This window comes from Rhizobium tibeticum (genome assembly GCF_900110205.1).
Lineage (GTDB): Bacteria > Pseudomonadota > Alphaproteobacteria > Rhizobiales > Rhizobiaceae > Rhizobium > Rhizobium tibeticum.
This window is the reverse complement of the sequence record NZ_FOCV01000003.1, coordinates 66,737-82,591: the sequence shown is the minus strand read 5'-3', so window position 1 is coordinate 82,591 and position 15,855 is coordinate 66,737. Positions and strand designations below refer to the sequence as shown.

The following is a 15,855-nucleotide window of genomic DNA, read 5'->3' as shown; positions in this document are numbered from 1 at the left end:
AATTTGCAGGCCGTGGGAGGGCTGCTGATGAATATTCATGTCGCCAAAGACGATATCGCGACGCGCACTTACGCGATCATCGATCATCTCAAACATCTCGAAGGCCCGTTGCTGCCGATCCTCCACGAGATCCAGGATGAATTCGGCTATGTGCCGCAGGAGGCCCTGCCTGTTATCGCGAAGGAGCTCAATCTTTCGCGCGCCGAAGTGCATGGCGTCGTCACCTTCTATCACGACTATCGCGATCATCCGGCCGGCCGGCACGTGCTAAAGCTCTGTCGCGCCGAGGCCTGTCAGTCGATGGGTGGCGATGCGCTTGCCGAGCGCGTCAAGGCGCTGCTCGGCGTGGATTGGCACGGGACCACGCCGGATGGGGCGATTACCCTTGAACCCGTCTTCTGTCTCGGCCTCTGTTCGTGCTCGCCATCCGCGATGATGGATGACGAGGTTCATGGCCGGCTGGATGCCGCGGATCTCGAGGCGCTGATTTCGGAGGCACGTCGATGACCGTCCGGATCTATGTTCCCCGTGATGCTGCCGCGCTGGCACTGGGTGCCGAGCGCGTTGCAAAGGCAATCTCCGAAGAGATTGCGGCTCGCGGTCTCGACGCCAAGATCGTGCGCAACGGCTCACGCGGCATGCACTGGCTGGAGCCGCTGATTGAGGTCGAAGTCGCCGGCAAGCGGATTGGCTACGGGCCGATCAAGGCGAAGGACGTCGCTTCGCTCTTCGATGCCGGATTGATATCCGGCGGCGACCACGCCCGCTGTCTCGGCGAGGTGGAGGAGCTGCCATTCCTCAAGCGTCAGACGCGCCTTACCTTCGCGCGCTGCGGCATCACCGATCCCCTTTCTCTGGATGACTATGAAGCCCATGGCGGCCTTGCCGGCCTGCGCCGGGCGATTTCGATGTTGCCCGCCGACATCGTCAAGCAGGTCACCGATTCCGGCTTGCGCGGGCGCGGCGGTGCGGGCTTCCCGACAGGCATCAAGTGGAAGACGGTTCTCGATGCGCCGGGCGAGCGTAAATATATCGTCTGCAACGCCGACGAAGGCGACAGCGGCACTTTTGCGGACCGGATGATCATGGAAGGCGACCCCTTCGTGCTGATCGAAGGCATGGCAATCGCAGGGCTTGCGACGGGCGCGACCAAGGGCTTCGTCTACACCCGGTCGGAATATCCGCATGCGATCGCGGCGATGAGCCGGGCGATCGACATTGCCCGCAGCGCCGGAATTCTCGGCACCTCGGTTCTCGGCTCCGGCAAGGCCTTCGATATGGAGGTCCGCACCGGCGCTGGCGCCTATGTCTGCGGCGAGGAGACGGCGCTTCTGAACAGCCTCGAGGGCGAGCGCGGTATCGTGCGCGCCAAGCCGCCGCTGCCGGCGCACAAGGGCCTCTTCGACTGCCCGACCGTCATCAACAACGTCATTTCGCTCGCATCCGTGCCCGTGATCATGGACAAGGGATCGGCCTATTATCGCGATTTCGGCATGGGGCGGTCGCGCGGAACCATCCCGATCCAGATCGCCGGGAATGTGAAGCATGGCGGTCTCTTCGAGACGGCCTTCGGCATCTCGCTTGGCGCATTGGTCGATGACATCGCAGGCGGAACCGCATCCGGACGGCCGGTGAAGGCGGTCCAGGTCGGCGGTCCGCTCGGCGCATATTTCCCACACTCCTTGTTCGACACACCGTTCGACTATGAAGCCTTCGCGGCCAAGGACGGATTGATCGGTCACGCCGGCATCGTCGTCTTCGACGATACGGCCGACATGCTGAAACAGGCCCGGTTCGCGATGGAGTTCTGTGCCGTCGAAAGCTGCGGCAAGTGCACGCCCTGCCGCATCGGCTCGACGCGCGGTGTCGAGACGGCGGACAAGATCGCGCGTGGCATCGAGCCGGAGAAGAACCGAGTGCTGCTCGCCGATCTCTGCAACACCATGAAATTCGGGTCGCTCTGCGCGCTCGGGGGCTTTACGCCCTATCCCGTCATGAGCGCCATGACACACTTCCCCGAAGACTTCGTTCCCACACCTCTCATCGAAGCGGCGGAGTAAGACTATGCCTCTCGTCCACGAAACCGACTACGGCACGCCGGCCTCGACCTGCGAAACCATGGTGACGCTCACCATCGACGGCAATCAGGTGACGGTGCCCGAGGGGACCTCCATCATGCGTGCGTCGATGGATGCCGGCATCGAGATCCCGAAGCTCTGCGCCACCGACATGATGGAAGCCTTCGGCTCCTGCCGGCTCTGTCTGGTGGAAGTGCAGGGGCGCGCCGGCATGCCGGCGTCCTGCACGACGCCGGTTGCGCCTGATATGGTGGTCTCGACGCAAACCAACCGACTGAAGGATGTCCGCCGTGGGGTAATGGAGCTCTACATCTCCGATCACCCGCTCGACTGTCTGACCTGTGCGGCCAATGGCGATTGCGAGTTGCAGGACATGGCGGGCGCGGTCGGTCTCCGCGACGTGCGCTACGGCTATGATGGCGACAATCACGTCACTGCGCGCAACAACGGCGATCTCAATCTCAAGTGGGCGCCGAAGGACGAATCCAATCCCTATTTCACGTTCGATCCGGCGAAGTGCATCGTCTGCTCGCGCTGTGTGCGCGCCTGCGAGGAGGTGCAGGGCACCTTTGCACTGACCATCGAAGGCCGGGGTTTCGATTCTCGTGTTTCGGCCGGCATGCATGAGGATTTCGTGTCGTCGGAATGCGTGTCTTGCGGCGCCTGCGTCCAGGCCTGCCCGACGGCGACGCTGACTGAGAAGTCGGTGATCGAGATCGGCCAGCCGGAGCATTCCGTTGTCACTACCTGCGCTTATTGTGGCGTCGGCTGCTCCTTCAAGGCCGAGATGCGCGGCGAAGAACTGGTGCGCATGGTGCCGTGGAAGGACGGGCAGGCAAACCGCGGGCACTCCTGCGTCAAAGGCCGCTTCGCCTATGGCTATTCCAGCCACAAGGATCGCATCCTCAATCCGATGATCCGCGACAAGATCACCGATCCATGGCGCGAGGTCACCTGGGACGAGGCCTTCGCGCATGTTGCCTCCGAGTTCCGCCGTATCCAGTATCAGTATGGCCGCGATTCCGTCGGCGGCATCACCTCGTCGCGTTGCACGAATGAGGAAACCTATCTCGTGCAGAAACTGGTGCGCGCCGGCTTCCGCAACAACAACGTCGATACCTGCGCCCGCGTCTGCCATTCGCCGACCGGCTATGGTCTCGGCCAGGCCTTCGGCACCTCGGCGGGCACCCAGAACTTCGATAGCATCGACCAGAGCGATGTCGTCATCATCATCGGCGCCAATCCGACCGACGGGCATCCGGTCTTCGCCTCGCGCTTGAAAAAGCGGCTGCGGCAAGGCGCCAAGCTCATCGTCATCGATCCGCGCCGCACCGATATCGTGCGCTCGCCGCATGTCGAGGCGTCCTATCATCTGCCGCTGAAGCCCGGCACGAATGTCGCGATCCTGACATCGCTTGCGCATGTGATCGTGACCGAGGGCTTATTCAACGAGGCCTTCATCCGCGAGCGTTGCGACTGGTCCGAGTTCGAGGACTGGGCAAGCTTCGTTGCCGAGCCGCATCATAGCCCGGAAGCCGCGGAGAAGTTCACCGGCGTTCCGGCCGATCTGGTGCGTGGTGCCGCGCGTCTCTATGCAACAGGCGGCAATGGCGCGATCTACTACGGTCTCGGCGTCACCGAACATAGCCAGGGCTCGACGACGGTCATGGCGATCGCCAACCTTGCCATGGTCACCGGCAATATCGGGCGGCCCGGCGTCGGCGTGAACCCGCTGCGCGGCCAGAACAATGTGCAGGGTTCGTGCGACATGGGCTCGTTCCCGCATGAACTGCCCGGCTATCGCCACATCTCCGATGACGCGACACGCGACATCTTCGAGAAGCTCTGGGGTGTCAAGATCAGCAATGAGCCGGGTTTGCGCATTCCGAACATGCTGGATGCGGCGGTCGATGGCACCTTCAAGGGGCTCTACGTCCAGGGCGAGGATATCCTGCAGTCTGATCCAGACACCAAGCATGTTGCGGCGGGCCTTGCCGCGATGGAATGCGTCGTGGTCCACGATCTGTTCCTCAACGAGACGGCGAATTACGCGCATGTCTTCCTGCCCGGATCCAGCTTCCTCGAAAAGGACGGCACCTTCACCAATGCCGAGCGCCGCATCAACCGGGTGCGCAAGGTCATGAGCCCGAAGAACGGCTACGCCGACTGGGAGGTTACCCAGAAGATGGCGCAGGCCATGGGTCTTGCCTGGAACTACAACCATCCCTGCGAGATCATGGACGAGATCGCAGCGACGACGCCGAGCTTCGCGCTCGTCTCCTACGACTATCTCGACAAGATGGGCTCCGTGCAGTGGCCCTGCAACGAGGCTCATCCGCAGGGTTCGCCGATCATGCACGTCGATGGCTTCGTGCGCGGTAAAGGCAAGTTCATCCGGACGGAATATGTCGCGACAGACGAGCGAACGGGACCGCGCTTCCCGCTGTTGCTGACGACCGGGCGCATTCTCAGCCAGTATAATGTGGGCGCTCAGACGCGCCGCACGGAAAATGTCGTCTGGCATTCGGAAGACCGGTTGGAGATCCATGCGCATGACGCCGAACAGCGCGGCATCCGCGATGGCGATTGGGTGAAGCTGGTGAGCCGCTCGGGCGACACGGCGCTGCGTGCGCTGATCACCGACCGCGTCGCGCCCGGCGTCGTTTATACGACCTTCCATCACCCGGACACGCAGGCGAACGTCATCACCACCGATTTCTCCGACTGGGCGACGAACTGCCCGGAATACAAGGTGACAGCTGTGCAGGTTTCACCCTCCAACGGCCCGACCGACTGGCAGCGCGACTATGACGAGCAGTCGCGCCAGAGCCGGCGAATCGTCGGCAAGCTGGAGCCCGCTGAGTGATGATCGAGCGTCCGGCCCGCATCGCCGTGAAGCGCACCGCCCGCAGCGGCGGCGTCGTGATGTCCGGCGTGCGAATCGTTCCGGAGGAGGTGCCGATCGCCTTTTCCTATGGCGGCAGCACCCATGCGGTGATGATGGGAACGCCGGATGATCTCGAGGATTTCGCGGTCGGCTTCAGCCTCACGGAAGGGATCATTTCCGATGTCGGGCAGATCGCGGCAATCGAGATTGTCGATGGCGAGAAAGGCATCGATGTCCAGATCGCTCTCGTCGACGAGGTCGCCGCTGCGCTGACGGCACGCCGCCGCAGCATGGCAGGTCCCGTCGGATGCGGGCTCTGCGGGATCGAGTCGATCGAACAGGCCGTTCGCAAGGTGCCGGATGTGGCTGCGGTGTTGCTCAATGTGACCTGTCGCGACATCGTCGAGGCCGTTTCGCTGTTGAACGGAGCACAGCCGCTGCATCGCGAGACGCGCGCCGTGCACGGAGCTGGTTTCTACCTGCCGGGCAAGGGGCTGGTTGCGGTGCGCGAGGATGTGGGCAGGCACAATGCGCTCGACAAGCTTTGTGGCGCGGTTATTGGTCAAGGGCAATCCGGAGCCGACGGCATTGTCGCTGTTACCAGCCGCCTGTCCGTCGAGATGGTGCAGAAGGCGGCAATCCTCGGCAGTTCCGTCCTCGTTGCCATCTCCGCGCCGACCGCCCTTGCAATTCGCACCGCCGATGAGGCCGGCATGACCCTCGTCGCCTTGGTGCGTGGCGAGGATTTCGAGATTTTCACGCATCCGCAGCGCATTCAGCCGGGAACCATCTCCGATGTCGCATGATACGCAGTCCAAACTCGTCTACATGGCCAACCAGATCGCGACGTTCTTCAAGAGCCAGCCGGAGAGCGAAGCTGCGGAAGGTGTGGCGACGCATATCAACAAGTTCTGGGAGCCGCGGATGCGGCGTCAGCTATTCGAGATCATGGAGAGGGAAGGCCACGGTCTCAACCCACTCGTTGTCAGCGCAGCTCCGCTGATCAAGCGGCCGGAGCCTGTAGCGAGCGCGCCTCACTAGGAGTTCGGTGGCATAGGCGCTAGCGTCGCAGACATGCCTCGATAGCGACAAGAGTTGGGTCTCGGGGTCCGAATTCCGCTGCATTGCCGAAGCCTGTTGAACCGGGCAAATCGGTTGCATCCGGGGTCGGCCACCGATCGTAAACCGACATCCACGACGCTGTCTGGCCAGTCTGGAGCCGCCACGGGTTTCGCACGATTATATCCGTCAACAAAAAAGCCACCATAGAAGGCGGCTCTTTAGCATCAGTTGGCCTGGCGTTAGGCGGCCAAGTCGTCGGTTTCGCCTTCTTTGAACATCTTGGCGAGGTTGAGGAAGCAGATCATACCGTTTTCGGAGGCGATGATGCCCTCGCAGTATGCGCGGTCGAAGGAAGCCGTGACTTCCGGAACCGGCTGCACCTGGCTAGAGGAGATCGTCAAGATGTCCGAGACGCGATCGACCAGCATGCCGATGACCATATTGTGGACTTCGGCCACGACGATGGCGCTGCGCTCGTTGGCGACCGTGCTTTTCATGCCGAGCTTGAAGGCGAGGTCGATGATCGGGATCACCGAGCCTCGCAGGTTCATGACACCGATGACGTCGGCCGGTGCATGCGGGATTGGCGTCGACGGTGCCCAGCCGCGGATTTCGCGGATCGTCGTCGTCTTAACGCAGAATTCCTGATCGTGCAGTCTGAAGGCGATGATCTCCAGCATATCGCCGCTGAAGTTCGTGGAATTGATCGTAGCCATGAGTATTGTCCCAACCGTCGAAAGCCAGGGCAGAAGCAACCGCGCCACCATTGGCGCGGATGGACTTTGCCTTCAAACCGCGCATGCTCTTCCCCAGGAGGAGTATCGATACGGTTGGTCCAGACCTTAATGGAAGAGTGTTGCCCAAATCTAAATTGAGGCAGCTGACTTTTGGCTAGGCGCAGAGCCGAATGCCCCAGAATCGCCAGCAACTGCGGCGGAAACGCCAGGATGCCGCTTCCGCTGTCCTATCCGTTTGTCGCCTTAGGCAAGGGTCTTTTCGATCTGCTCCACGGCCCAGTCGACCTGGCTCTTGGTGATGACCAACGGCGGGGCGAGGCGGATCGTGTTGTCGTGCGTCTCCTTGGCAAGCAGGCCGCGATCCTTGAGCGTATAGCAATATTGGCGGGCGCCCCCGGCTTCCGGCACGAGCTCGACCGCCATCATCAGCCCGCGACCGCGCACGTTCTTGACGATGTTGGAGCGGATGGAGCGCAGCCCCTCCAGGAAATAGTCGCCCATGACGGCTGCGTTCTCGATCATGCCTTCCTCCGTCAGCACCCTCAATGCCGCGCGCGCCACCGCGCAGGCAAGCGGATTGCCGCCGAAGGTCGAGCCGTGCTGGCCGGGCTTCAGCACACCGAGCACCTCGGAATTGGAGAGTACGGCGGAGACCGGATAGAAACCGCCGGATAGTGCCTTGCCGATCAGCGTCACGTCGGCCTCGACCCCCTCGTGCTCTTCCGCAAGTAGTTTGCCGGTGCGGCCGAGGCCGGTCTGGATTTCGTCGAGGATCAGCGTCACCTTGTTGTCGGTGCAGAGTTCGCGCACGCGCTTGAAGTAGCCGGTCTGCGGGATGATGACGCCTGCTTCGCCCTGGATCGGCTCGATCAGCGCTGCGACCGTGTTCTCATTGATGGCTGCGGCGAATGCGTCTGCATCGCCGAATGGAACCGTCCGGAAACCGGGCGTATAAGGCCCAAAGCCGGTGCGTGCATCGGGGTCCGTCGAGAAGCTGATGATGCTCAGCGTCCGGCCGTGAAAATTGTCGGCGCAGACGATGATCTCAGCCTTGCCTTCTGGCACGCCTTTCACTTCGTAGCCCCACTTGCGCACGGCCTTGATCGCGGTCTCGACGGCTTCGGCGCCCGAGTTCATCGGCAGGATCTTGTGCGAGCCAGTCAGCGCTGCCAGTTCTTCATAGAGATGGGCGAGCTGGTCGTTGCGAAAGGCGCGCGAGGTGAGCGTCAGCTTGCCCGCCTGCTCAACCATGGCGGCCAGGATCTTCGGATGGCAATGCCCCTGGTTTACAGCTGAATAGGCCGACAGGCAGTCGAGGTACCGCTTGCCGTCGGTATCCCAGACATAGACGCCTTCGCCCCGGGTCAATACGACGTCGAGCGGCTTATAGTTGTGGGCGCCGAGGCGCTGTTCGGTATCGATCAGGTTCTTGGAATTGCTCATGTCGTCTCTCCTCAGGCGGCGCGGGTCGGGCGGTCGAAGATGCGGCGGCCAAAGAGGCTTGCCGTCAGCTCCACCAGGATCCGGGCGCTCTTGCCGCGGTCGTCGAGGAAGGGGTTGAGTTCTACGAGATCGAGCGAGGAGACAAGGCCGCTATCGCAGAGCATTTCCATGATGAGATGCGCTTCGCGGAAGGTCGCGCCGCCGGGCACCGTCGTGCCGACGCCGGGCGCGATCTCCGGATCGAGGAAATCGACATCAAGGCTTACGTGCAGCAGGCCGTTTGCATCGGAGACGATGCCAAGGATTTGACGCATCGTTGCCGCGACGCCCTGTTCGTCGAGCCAGCGCATGTCAAAGACATTGATCCCATGCTCCTTGATGAGCTCCCGCTCCGGCGCATCGACCGACCGGATCCCGACCTGGAAGACGTTGCGCGGATCAACCAGGGGACGTTCCTTCGGCAGGATCTCGGCAAGTTCGGCTTGGCCGCAGACATAGGCGACCGGCATGCCATGGATGTTGCCGGAGGGCGAGGTGGCGGGCGTGTTGAAATCCGAATGAGCGTCGAGCCAGAGAACGAAGAGCGGCCGGCCTTGCTGGGCCGCGTAGCGCGCCATGCCGGATACGGTGCCCATCGACAGGCTGTGATCGCCGCCGAGGATCAGCGGAAAGCGGCCGGCGCTGGCCGCTTCGTAGACACCTGCCTCGAGCGCGCGGGTAAATGCGCCTATGATACGCAGATTGTGCGCCTTCGGATGGTTCGGCAGGTCGCGTGCCGGAACGACATGCACGTCGCCGGCATCGACCACATCATAACCAAGATCGACCAGCGTCTGATCGACGCCTGCAATGCGAAGCGCAGCCGGACCCATGGCGGCACCTCTGCGTCCCGAACCCTCTTCCAGCGGTGCTCCGATGAGCGTGACCGATCTTGCCTGTGGCTGCATTCTTTTTCTCCAGCTTGCGTTTCGGAAGACATATTGAAATATCGGCACGGCGACAAATAGATGAAAAAGTGCCAATAATGCGCTATCATCGATCAGTTTGATAAGCACGTTTTGACAAAGTGAAAGCCATGGACGATCTTGATCAGGGACTTCTCAGTGCTTTGCGGCACAATGCGCGCATCCCGGTTTCTTCGCTGGCGGCAATGACCGGTGCTTCCCGTGCGACGGTCGCGGCGCGCATCGACCGGCTGGTTGCCAACGGCACCATTGCTGCATTCACCGTCCGCACCGGCCATGAAACCCGCGCAGCCGGCGTGCGCGCGATCGTCATGATCGAGGTGCTGGGCAAGCTTGCGGACAAGGTCGCCGATCAGCTTCGCGGTCTGCCGCAGGTGCGTGCGTTGCACAGCACCAACGGGAAATGGGATTTCATTGCCGAACTTGAGGACCGCGATCTCGTCTCCTTCGACGAAACGCTGCGCCGCATCCGGCTGATCAATGGCATCAATACGACAGAAACCAACATCCTGCTGAAGACCAGGAAGGCCAGCTTCTAGTATTCGTGCTCGTAAACGATGCCGGCTTCCCCGGCGCCGTCGCCGCCCGCGCCGGCGCGCAGCTTCACACCGCGGCCGACATCGAGATTGATAATCGCCTTCGCGCCGCCCTTGCCGGTGGTCTGCTGCAGTTCGAAATAGGTCCGGTCGTTGAGGTAGCGGCCGACGCTGACGTTGGTGCGGCCCTTGGCATCGGTACTGATGTCGAAATCGTCTACGCCAAGCTGGTTACGCAGGCCCTGGAACAGTGATCCGGAACGACCGCCGGCCAGCTGACTGATGGCATCGGCGAGCTGAGCGATCTGGACCGGCGACAGCCTCGACATCGACTGTCCGAAGATCAGTTGCGCCAGAACCTCGTCTTGCGGCAGTGCTGGAGACGAAGAGAAAGTGATCGAGGGATCGGTTGCCAGCCCGGTTACATCGACCGTCAGTGTCGTGGAGCCCGAGGTCGAGCTGGCTTCCATCTCAAGCGCCGGCGTGAGATCGCCGGCAAAGGTGATACGGCTTCTGTTTGTGAAATCGAGGCGCCGGTTCAGAATTGTCAGGCGGCCGCGCCGCATGGTGAAGCCGCCCGAGACGATCGGCTCTGCCGCCGTTCCCCTGATCGTGACACTGCCGCCGAGTTCTGCATCGATACCGCGACCACGCACGAAGATCTGTGAAGGAGCATCCAGCTGAAGATCGAGATTGATGGTGTTGGATTTCGCGCGCGTGCCCTGTTGTGTCTCGTCGCGGAGCTGCGAGAGAACCGCCTTCGGGGCGTTGACGTGCCTGATGTCGATTTCACGCAGCGAGGTTGGCAGCCTTTCGGGGACGGTGATCGATGCTCTCTCCAGCCGCAACCTGCCGTTCAGGGTGGGGTTGGCGAGCAGCGGACCACGCAAACCGAGCGTCCCGTCGACGGTTGCTACGACGAGCGTCCCATCGACATAGACGGCCCTGTCGAGCTTGACGTCGATGTTGGCAGGGAAGTTGGAAGCTGGCTGGATCCCGACGCTACCGGACGCCGAGACGCTGCCGCCGCTGGCGAGTTGACCGGTAAGGCGCGAGATCACGGCCTCGTTGCCGGTGAAGCGGATATCTGCCGTCAGATTGTTGATCGCAAGGTTGCGGCGGACATCGACGACCCTTGCGCCGCTGGTCGTCACCGTACCGTTGACGGACGGTGCCGCGGCGGTTCCGCTGATTTGCAGATTGAGATTGGCCGTGCCGTCGGCGACGAAGCCCTGGGCGGCAAGCTGCGTGCCGAGCACGGCAAATGGCAGATTGCCGGAAAAGCGCATGTCCAGCGCGCGATTGCCTGTGATTGTGACGCTGCCGCCGCCTCTCAGGGAGAGGCCGCTGTCGCCGGCCAGATTGGTGTCGATCGTCAAGCGATCGTCTTTCAGTCTTCCGTTTGCGGCGATGGTGAAGGGCGAAAGCCCGGCGCTTCTGGTCTGGCTGGTGGCGGCACCCCTCCAGTCAAGATTGAAGTCGACCGCGGGCAAAGGCAGCTTGCCTGATGCCTTGACCGAGCCCGAAATGTTGCCCTCGGCGGCCAGTCCAGGCACGAATGCGTTGGCAAGGCCGGCAGGCAGGTTGGAGATGTCGGCATCTACCGCGAGCGATTGGGCATTCTGCCCAGCGATGACGAAGTTGCCACCGGCCTTCATCGACACGCCGCTGCCGCTCAAATTCGTGGTAAAGTCGAGCCTGCCGTCCGCAAGCTTACCGCTCGCTTTTGCCGAAAGCGGCCGGATGCCGGATGCCCTCGTCTGCGTCGTTGCGGCGTCTTTCCAGTCAAGCTCAAAATCGATGATCGGATTGGTGGGCGTCCCTGACGTCTTCGCCGTGCCTGATATCGTTCCTTCGGCGCCGAGGTTCGGGACGAAGCCATTGGCGAGGCTTGCAGGCAGATCCGAAATGTCGGCGTCGACCGAGAGACCTTGGACGCTGGCGCCTTGCAGATTGGCCGTTCCCTTTGCCTTCAGCAGCGTATTGCGGCTGCTGTTCAGCGTCGCATCAAAGGTGATCTTGTTGTCGGCGAGTTTGCCGGCCGCGTTCAGCCGAAGGTTCGAAAGGCCGACCGCCTTGGTCTGACGGGTCCCTGCATTGTTCCAGTCGAGCTTGAAGTCGACAGCAGGAACCGGGAGCGAGCCGGACGCGGTCGCCGTCCCCGAGATCGTTCCTTCGGCACCGAGATCCGGCATGAAATTGTTGACCAACGCGGCGGGAAGGTTGCTCAGCGTCGCATCCGCCTGCAGGCCCTTCACGACCGTTCCTTCAACCGTAACCTTTCCCTTCGCCTTTAAGGCGGAGCCGCCGTCGCCGTCGAGATTTGTCTCGAAGTCCAGTGTGTTGTTGGCGAATGTGCCCTTGGCGGCGAGTGCGAGGGCAGAGAGGCGTGCCGCCTTCGTCTGCGTGGTTGCGAGGTCCGTCCAGGTGAGGTCGAAGCTTACCGTCGGCTGTTGCAGCGTTCCGGAAGCGGAGGCCGTGCCGGAGATCGTGCCGCTGGCGCCGAGGTTTGCAACGAAGGCGTTTGCCAGGCTCGCGGGAACGTTGTGTATCGTCGCATCCGCCGCGAGGTTCTCGATTTTCGTTCCCGCCAGCAAGACGTTGCCGGAGGCGTTCAGTGCCACGCCGCCGTTCGCCGCAAGGTCGCTCTGGACGGTCAACTTTTCATCTGCGAAGCTGCCCTTTGCCGTCAACCTGATCCCGGAAAGGCGGGCCGCCTTGGTGTGGCTGGTTGCCGCATCCTTCCATGTAAGATCGAAGGTTGCGATGGGCCTCGGCAACTTGCCGGAAGCCGATACGGTTCCCGATATCACGCCCTCAGCGGCGAGATTCGGGACGAAGCTGTTGGCAAGAGCAGCCGGAATGTTGGCGAGCTGCCCATCCAGCTTCAGCGTCTGGGCGTCGGCGCCTGTCACGACGTAGTTGCCAGCGGCTTTTAACGACATGGCGCCGCTAGCGCGCGCGTCGGCATCGAAGCTGAGAATATTGTCTTTGAGGTTGCCGTTCGCCGTTACGCCAAGCGATGAGAGCTTGGCACTTCTGGTCTGGCTTGTTGCGGCGTTCTTCCAATTCAGTTTGAAGTCGAGCGCAGGCGCCGGCAGCTTTCCGGCGGCCGTGACATTGCCCGAGATCGAACCTTCGGCACCAAGATGCGGAACAAATGCGTTCGCCAATCCGGCCGGGACGTTGACGATTTTGGCGTCGACTTTCAGCGACTGGGCAGTCGGGCCGGTCACGACACTGCCACCGGCCTTCAGCGATACGCTACCCTTGCCGCTGGCGTTGGCTTCAAAGTCGAGCGTGTTGTTGGCGAACTTCCCGTTTGTATCGATCGCCAGTGGCGAAAGGCCGGCGCCCTTTGTCTGACTGGTGGCCGCGTCCTTCCAATCCAGGTCAAAGTTGGCAATCGGCGCTGCCGGTGTGCCGGTCACGGCGACCTTGCCGGAGATCGTGCCGGCGGCATCGAGCTTTGGGACGAAACTATTGGCAAGGCTTGCGGGCAGATTGCGTATGTCGGCCTTGATATCAAGAGTTTCGCCGGCCGAACCGCTGACATGAACCGAGCCGTCGCCGGCCTTCAGTTCCATGGCGCTCAGCGTCACGGTGCCGCCACTGATCGACATCTCCGACGGCGACGCAAGTTCTACGAGGATGCTGCGCGGCTTCGCCGACAAACGGTCGAGGCGAAGCAGCGTCGTGCCGGCGTTCACCTCGACATTGCCTGACGCGACCAAGGGATTGGCATCATAGGTGGCGCTGAGATCGAAGTTCGTCCGGTTCTGTTGCTGCGTGAAACTCAGCGCCAGGCCTTCCGCCTTATTTGGCCCGGAAGCAAGCTCGTCGGCCTTGATCGTGCCGGTCGCGGCAAAAGCCCTGAGGTCGGTGACCGCGACGTTGATGTCTGGTCTGACCACGGCAAACGTATCGCGCTTCAGGCCGCTGCCAGATGCGACGACCTTAAGGGCGATCTTGCCGTTGTCGTTGGCAATATCGATTGAACCGTTGAGGTCGCCCTCCGCCTCCTGTCCACCGAGCGCCGCAAGAAGGCCGAGATCGGGGAAGTCAAAGGTCACCTCTCCGGTCGGCTGGAAAGCCGCCGACAGTTCGACGTGGCCCGTCAGGCGGTTCTTGCCGACGTCGCCAGCGATCGACGGAAGCTGTACTTTTCCATCGACGACCTGAACAGCAGTGCTGACATTGATTGGTTGATCATCGATCGTGCTCTTGGCCGTGATTTCGGCCCGTGGCGCCTTCGGGTCCGCTGTTGCGGAAACGTTGACCTCGAGTTGCCTGACCTGCCGGCCGGCCATCACGAGTGACGGGCCTTTGATATCCGCCGCCACCGCAAGAGCGGAGACATTGCCTTTTGCGCTCAGCTGGTAGGTTAGCTCGCCTGTCGCGCTTTCAAGCAGCGCCTGAACATTTGGAACGCGACCGGAGAGATTGGCATCGAGCGTGTCCTCATCGAGCACCACTCCTCCCGTGGCCTCCAGAGCGTTCGATTTGATGGAGAGATTCGAGATGTTGAATTTCGACGGAACCGTTCCCGCAACCTGGCTCTCGATCACGATCGGCGAATTGAAACGCGTTGCGACCGCAGGCGGCAGCGCCGCCGGTTGGACGGTCAGCTTGACGTTGCCGGTCAACGAACTGGCACTCAATTTATAGGAACCGTTGAGGCTTGCGTTGGCAGCGGCGCTTTCGATTGTGGCGCCATTGAAGCCAAGCGCATCCGGCGAGATCTGCAGCGGCAGCGTGATCGTGACGGGGCCTTGAATTGCCCGGTTGATGTCGGGATTGACGAACGATGAGTCACCTGCAGCGAGCGTAATCTGAACGCTTCCCGAGCGGCCGGAGAGGTTGAAGTTGTCGCTCTTCGCTGTCAGCTTCACGTTGCCCATCGTCGCCTGCGGCAGCACGGCGGAATCGAGCGAGGCGCTGGCGTTGAGGCGAGAGGCCTTGGCATCGCCCGTCAACGAAAGATTGACGCCGGAGATCAGCAAGCGGGCTTCACCCTCGGCCAGCGGCCAACGGAAATCGACCGGTCCCGACGTTCCCAAAAGATTGGCGTTCAGGCTGTTCTTGCCCTTCGGATCCAGGGTGCCTGATGCGGCGATAACAACGGCGCCGGTTGCGAGATTGCCGGTCTGGATGTCGATCTTGCCCTTGTTGTCGAAGTTCGCGGCGACGTCGATGTTCGTCTGCCCCGCAAAGAGCGGGCGGAAGGCAGCCGGCAACAGTGAGTTAAGGTCGCCGCCGCCCTTGAGGTCAAGGTGGTGAAGGCTCTCAGGTGTAAGGGTGTGGTGCGCCTCGATCGCGGCGCGTTGCTGTCCGTCGAGAGCGGCCTGCAACTGGCCTCGCCAGTCCGAGATCGGTCCGTCACCCGTCAGGCTGATTTCCACAGCCGGGTTGCCGGGCAGCGCCAGGACACCTGCTAGCAGTCCGCCCTTCGGTTCCGTCAGTTTTGCCTTCAGTCGCAACCGATTGCGATCCGGCATGAACGCGACATCGGCGATCAGCTTTGCATCCGGAGCATCGTGACGGTGGACGTTGATCGATGCGTTCCCGCCTTCGTTGTCGGCGCGCACGCTGCCGTCCGCTGCAAGCGAGAAGGCCCGCCCGATCAGAGGCTGGGCGAGGTTGATTTCCGGCAAGGCGATCTTGTCGATGTCGATCTTGAGCGGCAGTGAAAAGCCGCTGTCGGCTTCGCCTGCCGCGGCCGGACGCGACGGCAGCGTGCGCACCGGTTGCCGAAGGACGTGGATTGCCGCAGCTTCGACGCTGCTGGCGTGGAACCTGCCGGTAAGGAGCGCTAGGGGATTCCAACTTATGGCAAGGCCGTCGACCTGCGCGAAGACACCCTTGGTGTCGGAGAGCACGATCTGGCTGGCGCGTAGTCCGCCAGTCAGCAGCCCCTCGGGGTCGTGAACCTTGATGGTCATATCCCGGTTTGACAGGCTCGAGGCGACCCTGTCGGTGACGATGCGTGCGCCGAAAGACGTGAAGCCGAAGACACCGATGGCGATGGCAAGCAGGACCAGGAGGGCGCTGACGGACAAACCGAGCAGCCGCACGATCCAGTTCAAGATTTTCGCCAGTGTCTGCATGGTCGCGGACATTACTCCGTTTCTATGGCGGCTCAAGGCG

10 protein-coding genes are annotated in these 15,855 nt (G+C 62.1%); 6 read left to right on the top strand and 4 right to left on the bottom strand.

Features of this window, described 5'->3' with window-relative positions; genetic code table 11:
* Positions 1-27 precede the first annotated feature (27 nt).
* Genes BSG20_RS04125 through BSG20_RS04105 form a run of 5 tightly spaced genes read left to right on the top strand, consistent with a single transcriptional unit; the run spans position 28 to position 6,006 of the window.
* Complete coding sequence (locus BSG20_RS04125) at positions 28-507, top strand: formate dehydrogenase subunit gamma (RefSeq protein ID WP_072370138.1); 480 nt, start codon at positions 28-30, stop codon at positions 505-507.
* Positions 504-2,060 (top strand): formate dehydrogenase beta subunit, encoded by a 1,557-nt coding sequence (locus tag BSG20_RS04120; RefSeq protein ID WP_072369315.1) that lies wholly within the window; start codon positions 504-506, stop codon positions 2,058-2,060. The genes BSG20_RS04125 and BSG20_RS04120 overlap by 4 nt, the downstream gene beginning before the upstream one ends.
* Before the next feature lie 4 nt (positions 2,061-2,064).
* Entirely contained in the window at positions 2,065-4,944 is a 2,880-nt protein-coding gene (gene fdhF / locus BSG20_RS04115; protein ID WP_072369314.1) for a formate dehydrogenase subunit alpha, read from the top strand.
* Entirely contained in the window at positions 4,944-5,771 is an 828-nt protein-coding gene (gene fdhD, locus BSG20_RS04110; protein ID WP_072369313.1) for a formate dehydrogenase accessory sulfurtransferase FdhD, read from the top strand. The genes fdhF and fdhD overlap by 1 nt, the downstream gene beginning before the upstream one ends.
* The gene (locus BSG20_RS04105) at positions 5,761-6,006 is read left to right on the top strand and encodes a formate dehydrogenase subunit delta (RefSeq protein WP_072369312.1); all 246 of its coding nucleotides are present in this window, start codon (positions 5,761-5,763) and stop codon (positions 6,004-6,006) included. Before fdhD ends, BSG20_RS04105 begins: the two co-directional genes overlap by 11 nt.
* A gap of 260 nt (positions 6,007-6,266) precedes the next feature.
* Here the strand turns inward: BSG20_RS04105 and BSG20_RS04100 are convergent, their stop codons facing one another.
* The 3 genes from BSG20_RS04100 to rocF form a co-directional block, all read right to left on the bottom strand.
* Positions 6,267-6,743: a chemotaxis protein CheW gene (locus tag BSG20_RS04100; protein ID WP_024316137.1), complete on the bottom strand. Its 477-nt coding sequence runs from the start codon at positions 6,741-6,743 to the stop codon at positions 6,267-6,269.
* 264 nt (positions 6,744-7,007) lie between these two features.
* Positions 7,008-8,207 (bottom strand): ornithine--oxo-acid transaminase, encoded by a 1,200-nt coding sequence (gene rocD, locus BSG20_RS04095; RefSeq protein ID WP_072369311.1) that lies wholly within the window; start codon positions 8,205-8,207, stop codon positions 7,008-7,010.
* A gap of 11 nt (positions 8,208-8,218) precedes the next feature.
* Positions 8,219-9,154 (bottom strand): arginase, encoded by a 936-nt coding sequence (gene rocF / locus BSG20_RS04090; RefSeq protein WP_072369310.1) that lies wholly within the window; start codon positions 9,152-9,154, stop codon positions 8,219-8,221.
* Positions 9,155-9,282: 128 nt separating this feature from the next.
* On the opposite strand from rocF, the gene BSG20_RS04085 reads away from it, so the two are divergent.
* Positions 9,283-9,711 (top strand): Lrp/AsnC family transcriptional regulator, encoded by a 429-nt coding sequence (locus BSG20_RS04085; RefSeq protein ID WP_072369308.1) that lies wholly within the window; start codon positions 9,283-9,285, stop codon positions 9,709-9,711.
* Here BSG20_RS04085 and BSG20_RS04080 read toward each other — a convergent pair.
* On the bottom strand, positions 9,708-15,815 hold the full coding sequence (locus tag BSG20_RS04080) for a translocation/assembly module TamB domain-containing protein (RefSeq protein WP_177309813.1): 6,108 nt from the start codon (positions 15,813-15,815) through the stop codon (positions 9,708-9,710). The two genes, BSG20_RS04085 and BSG20_RS04080, sit on opposite strands and share 4 nt — an antisense overlap.
* Between the last annotated feature and the right edge of the window lie 40 nt (positions 15,816-15,855).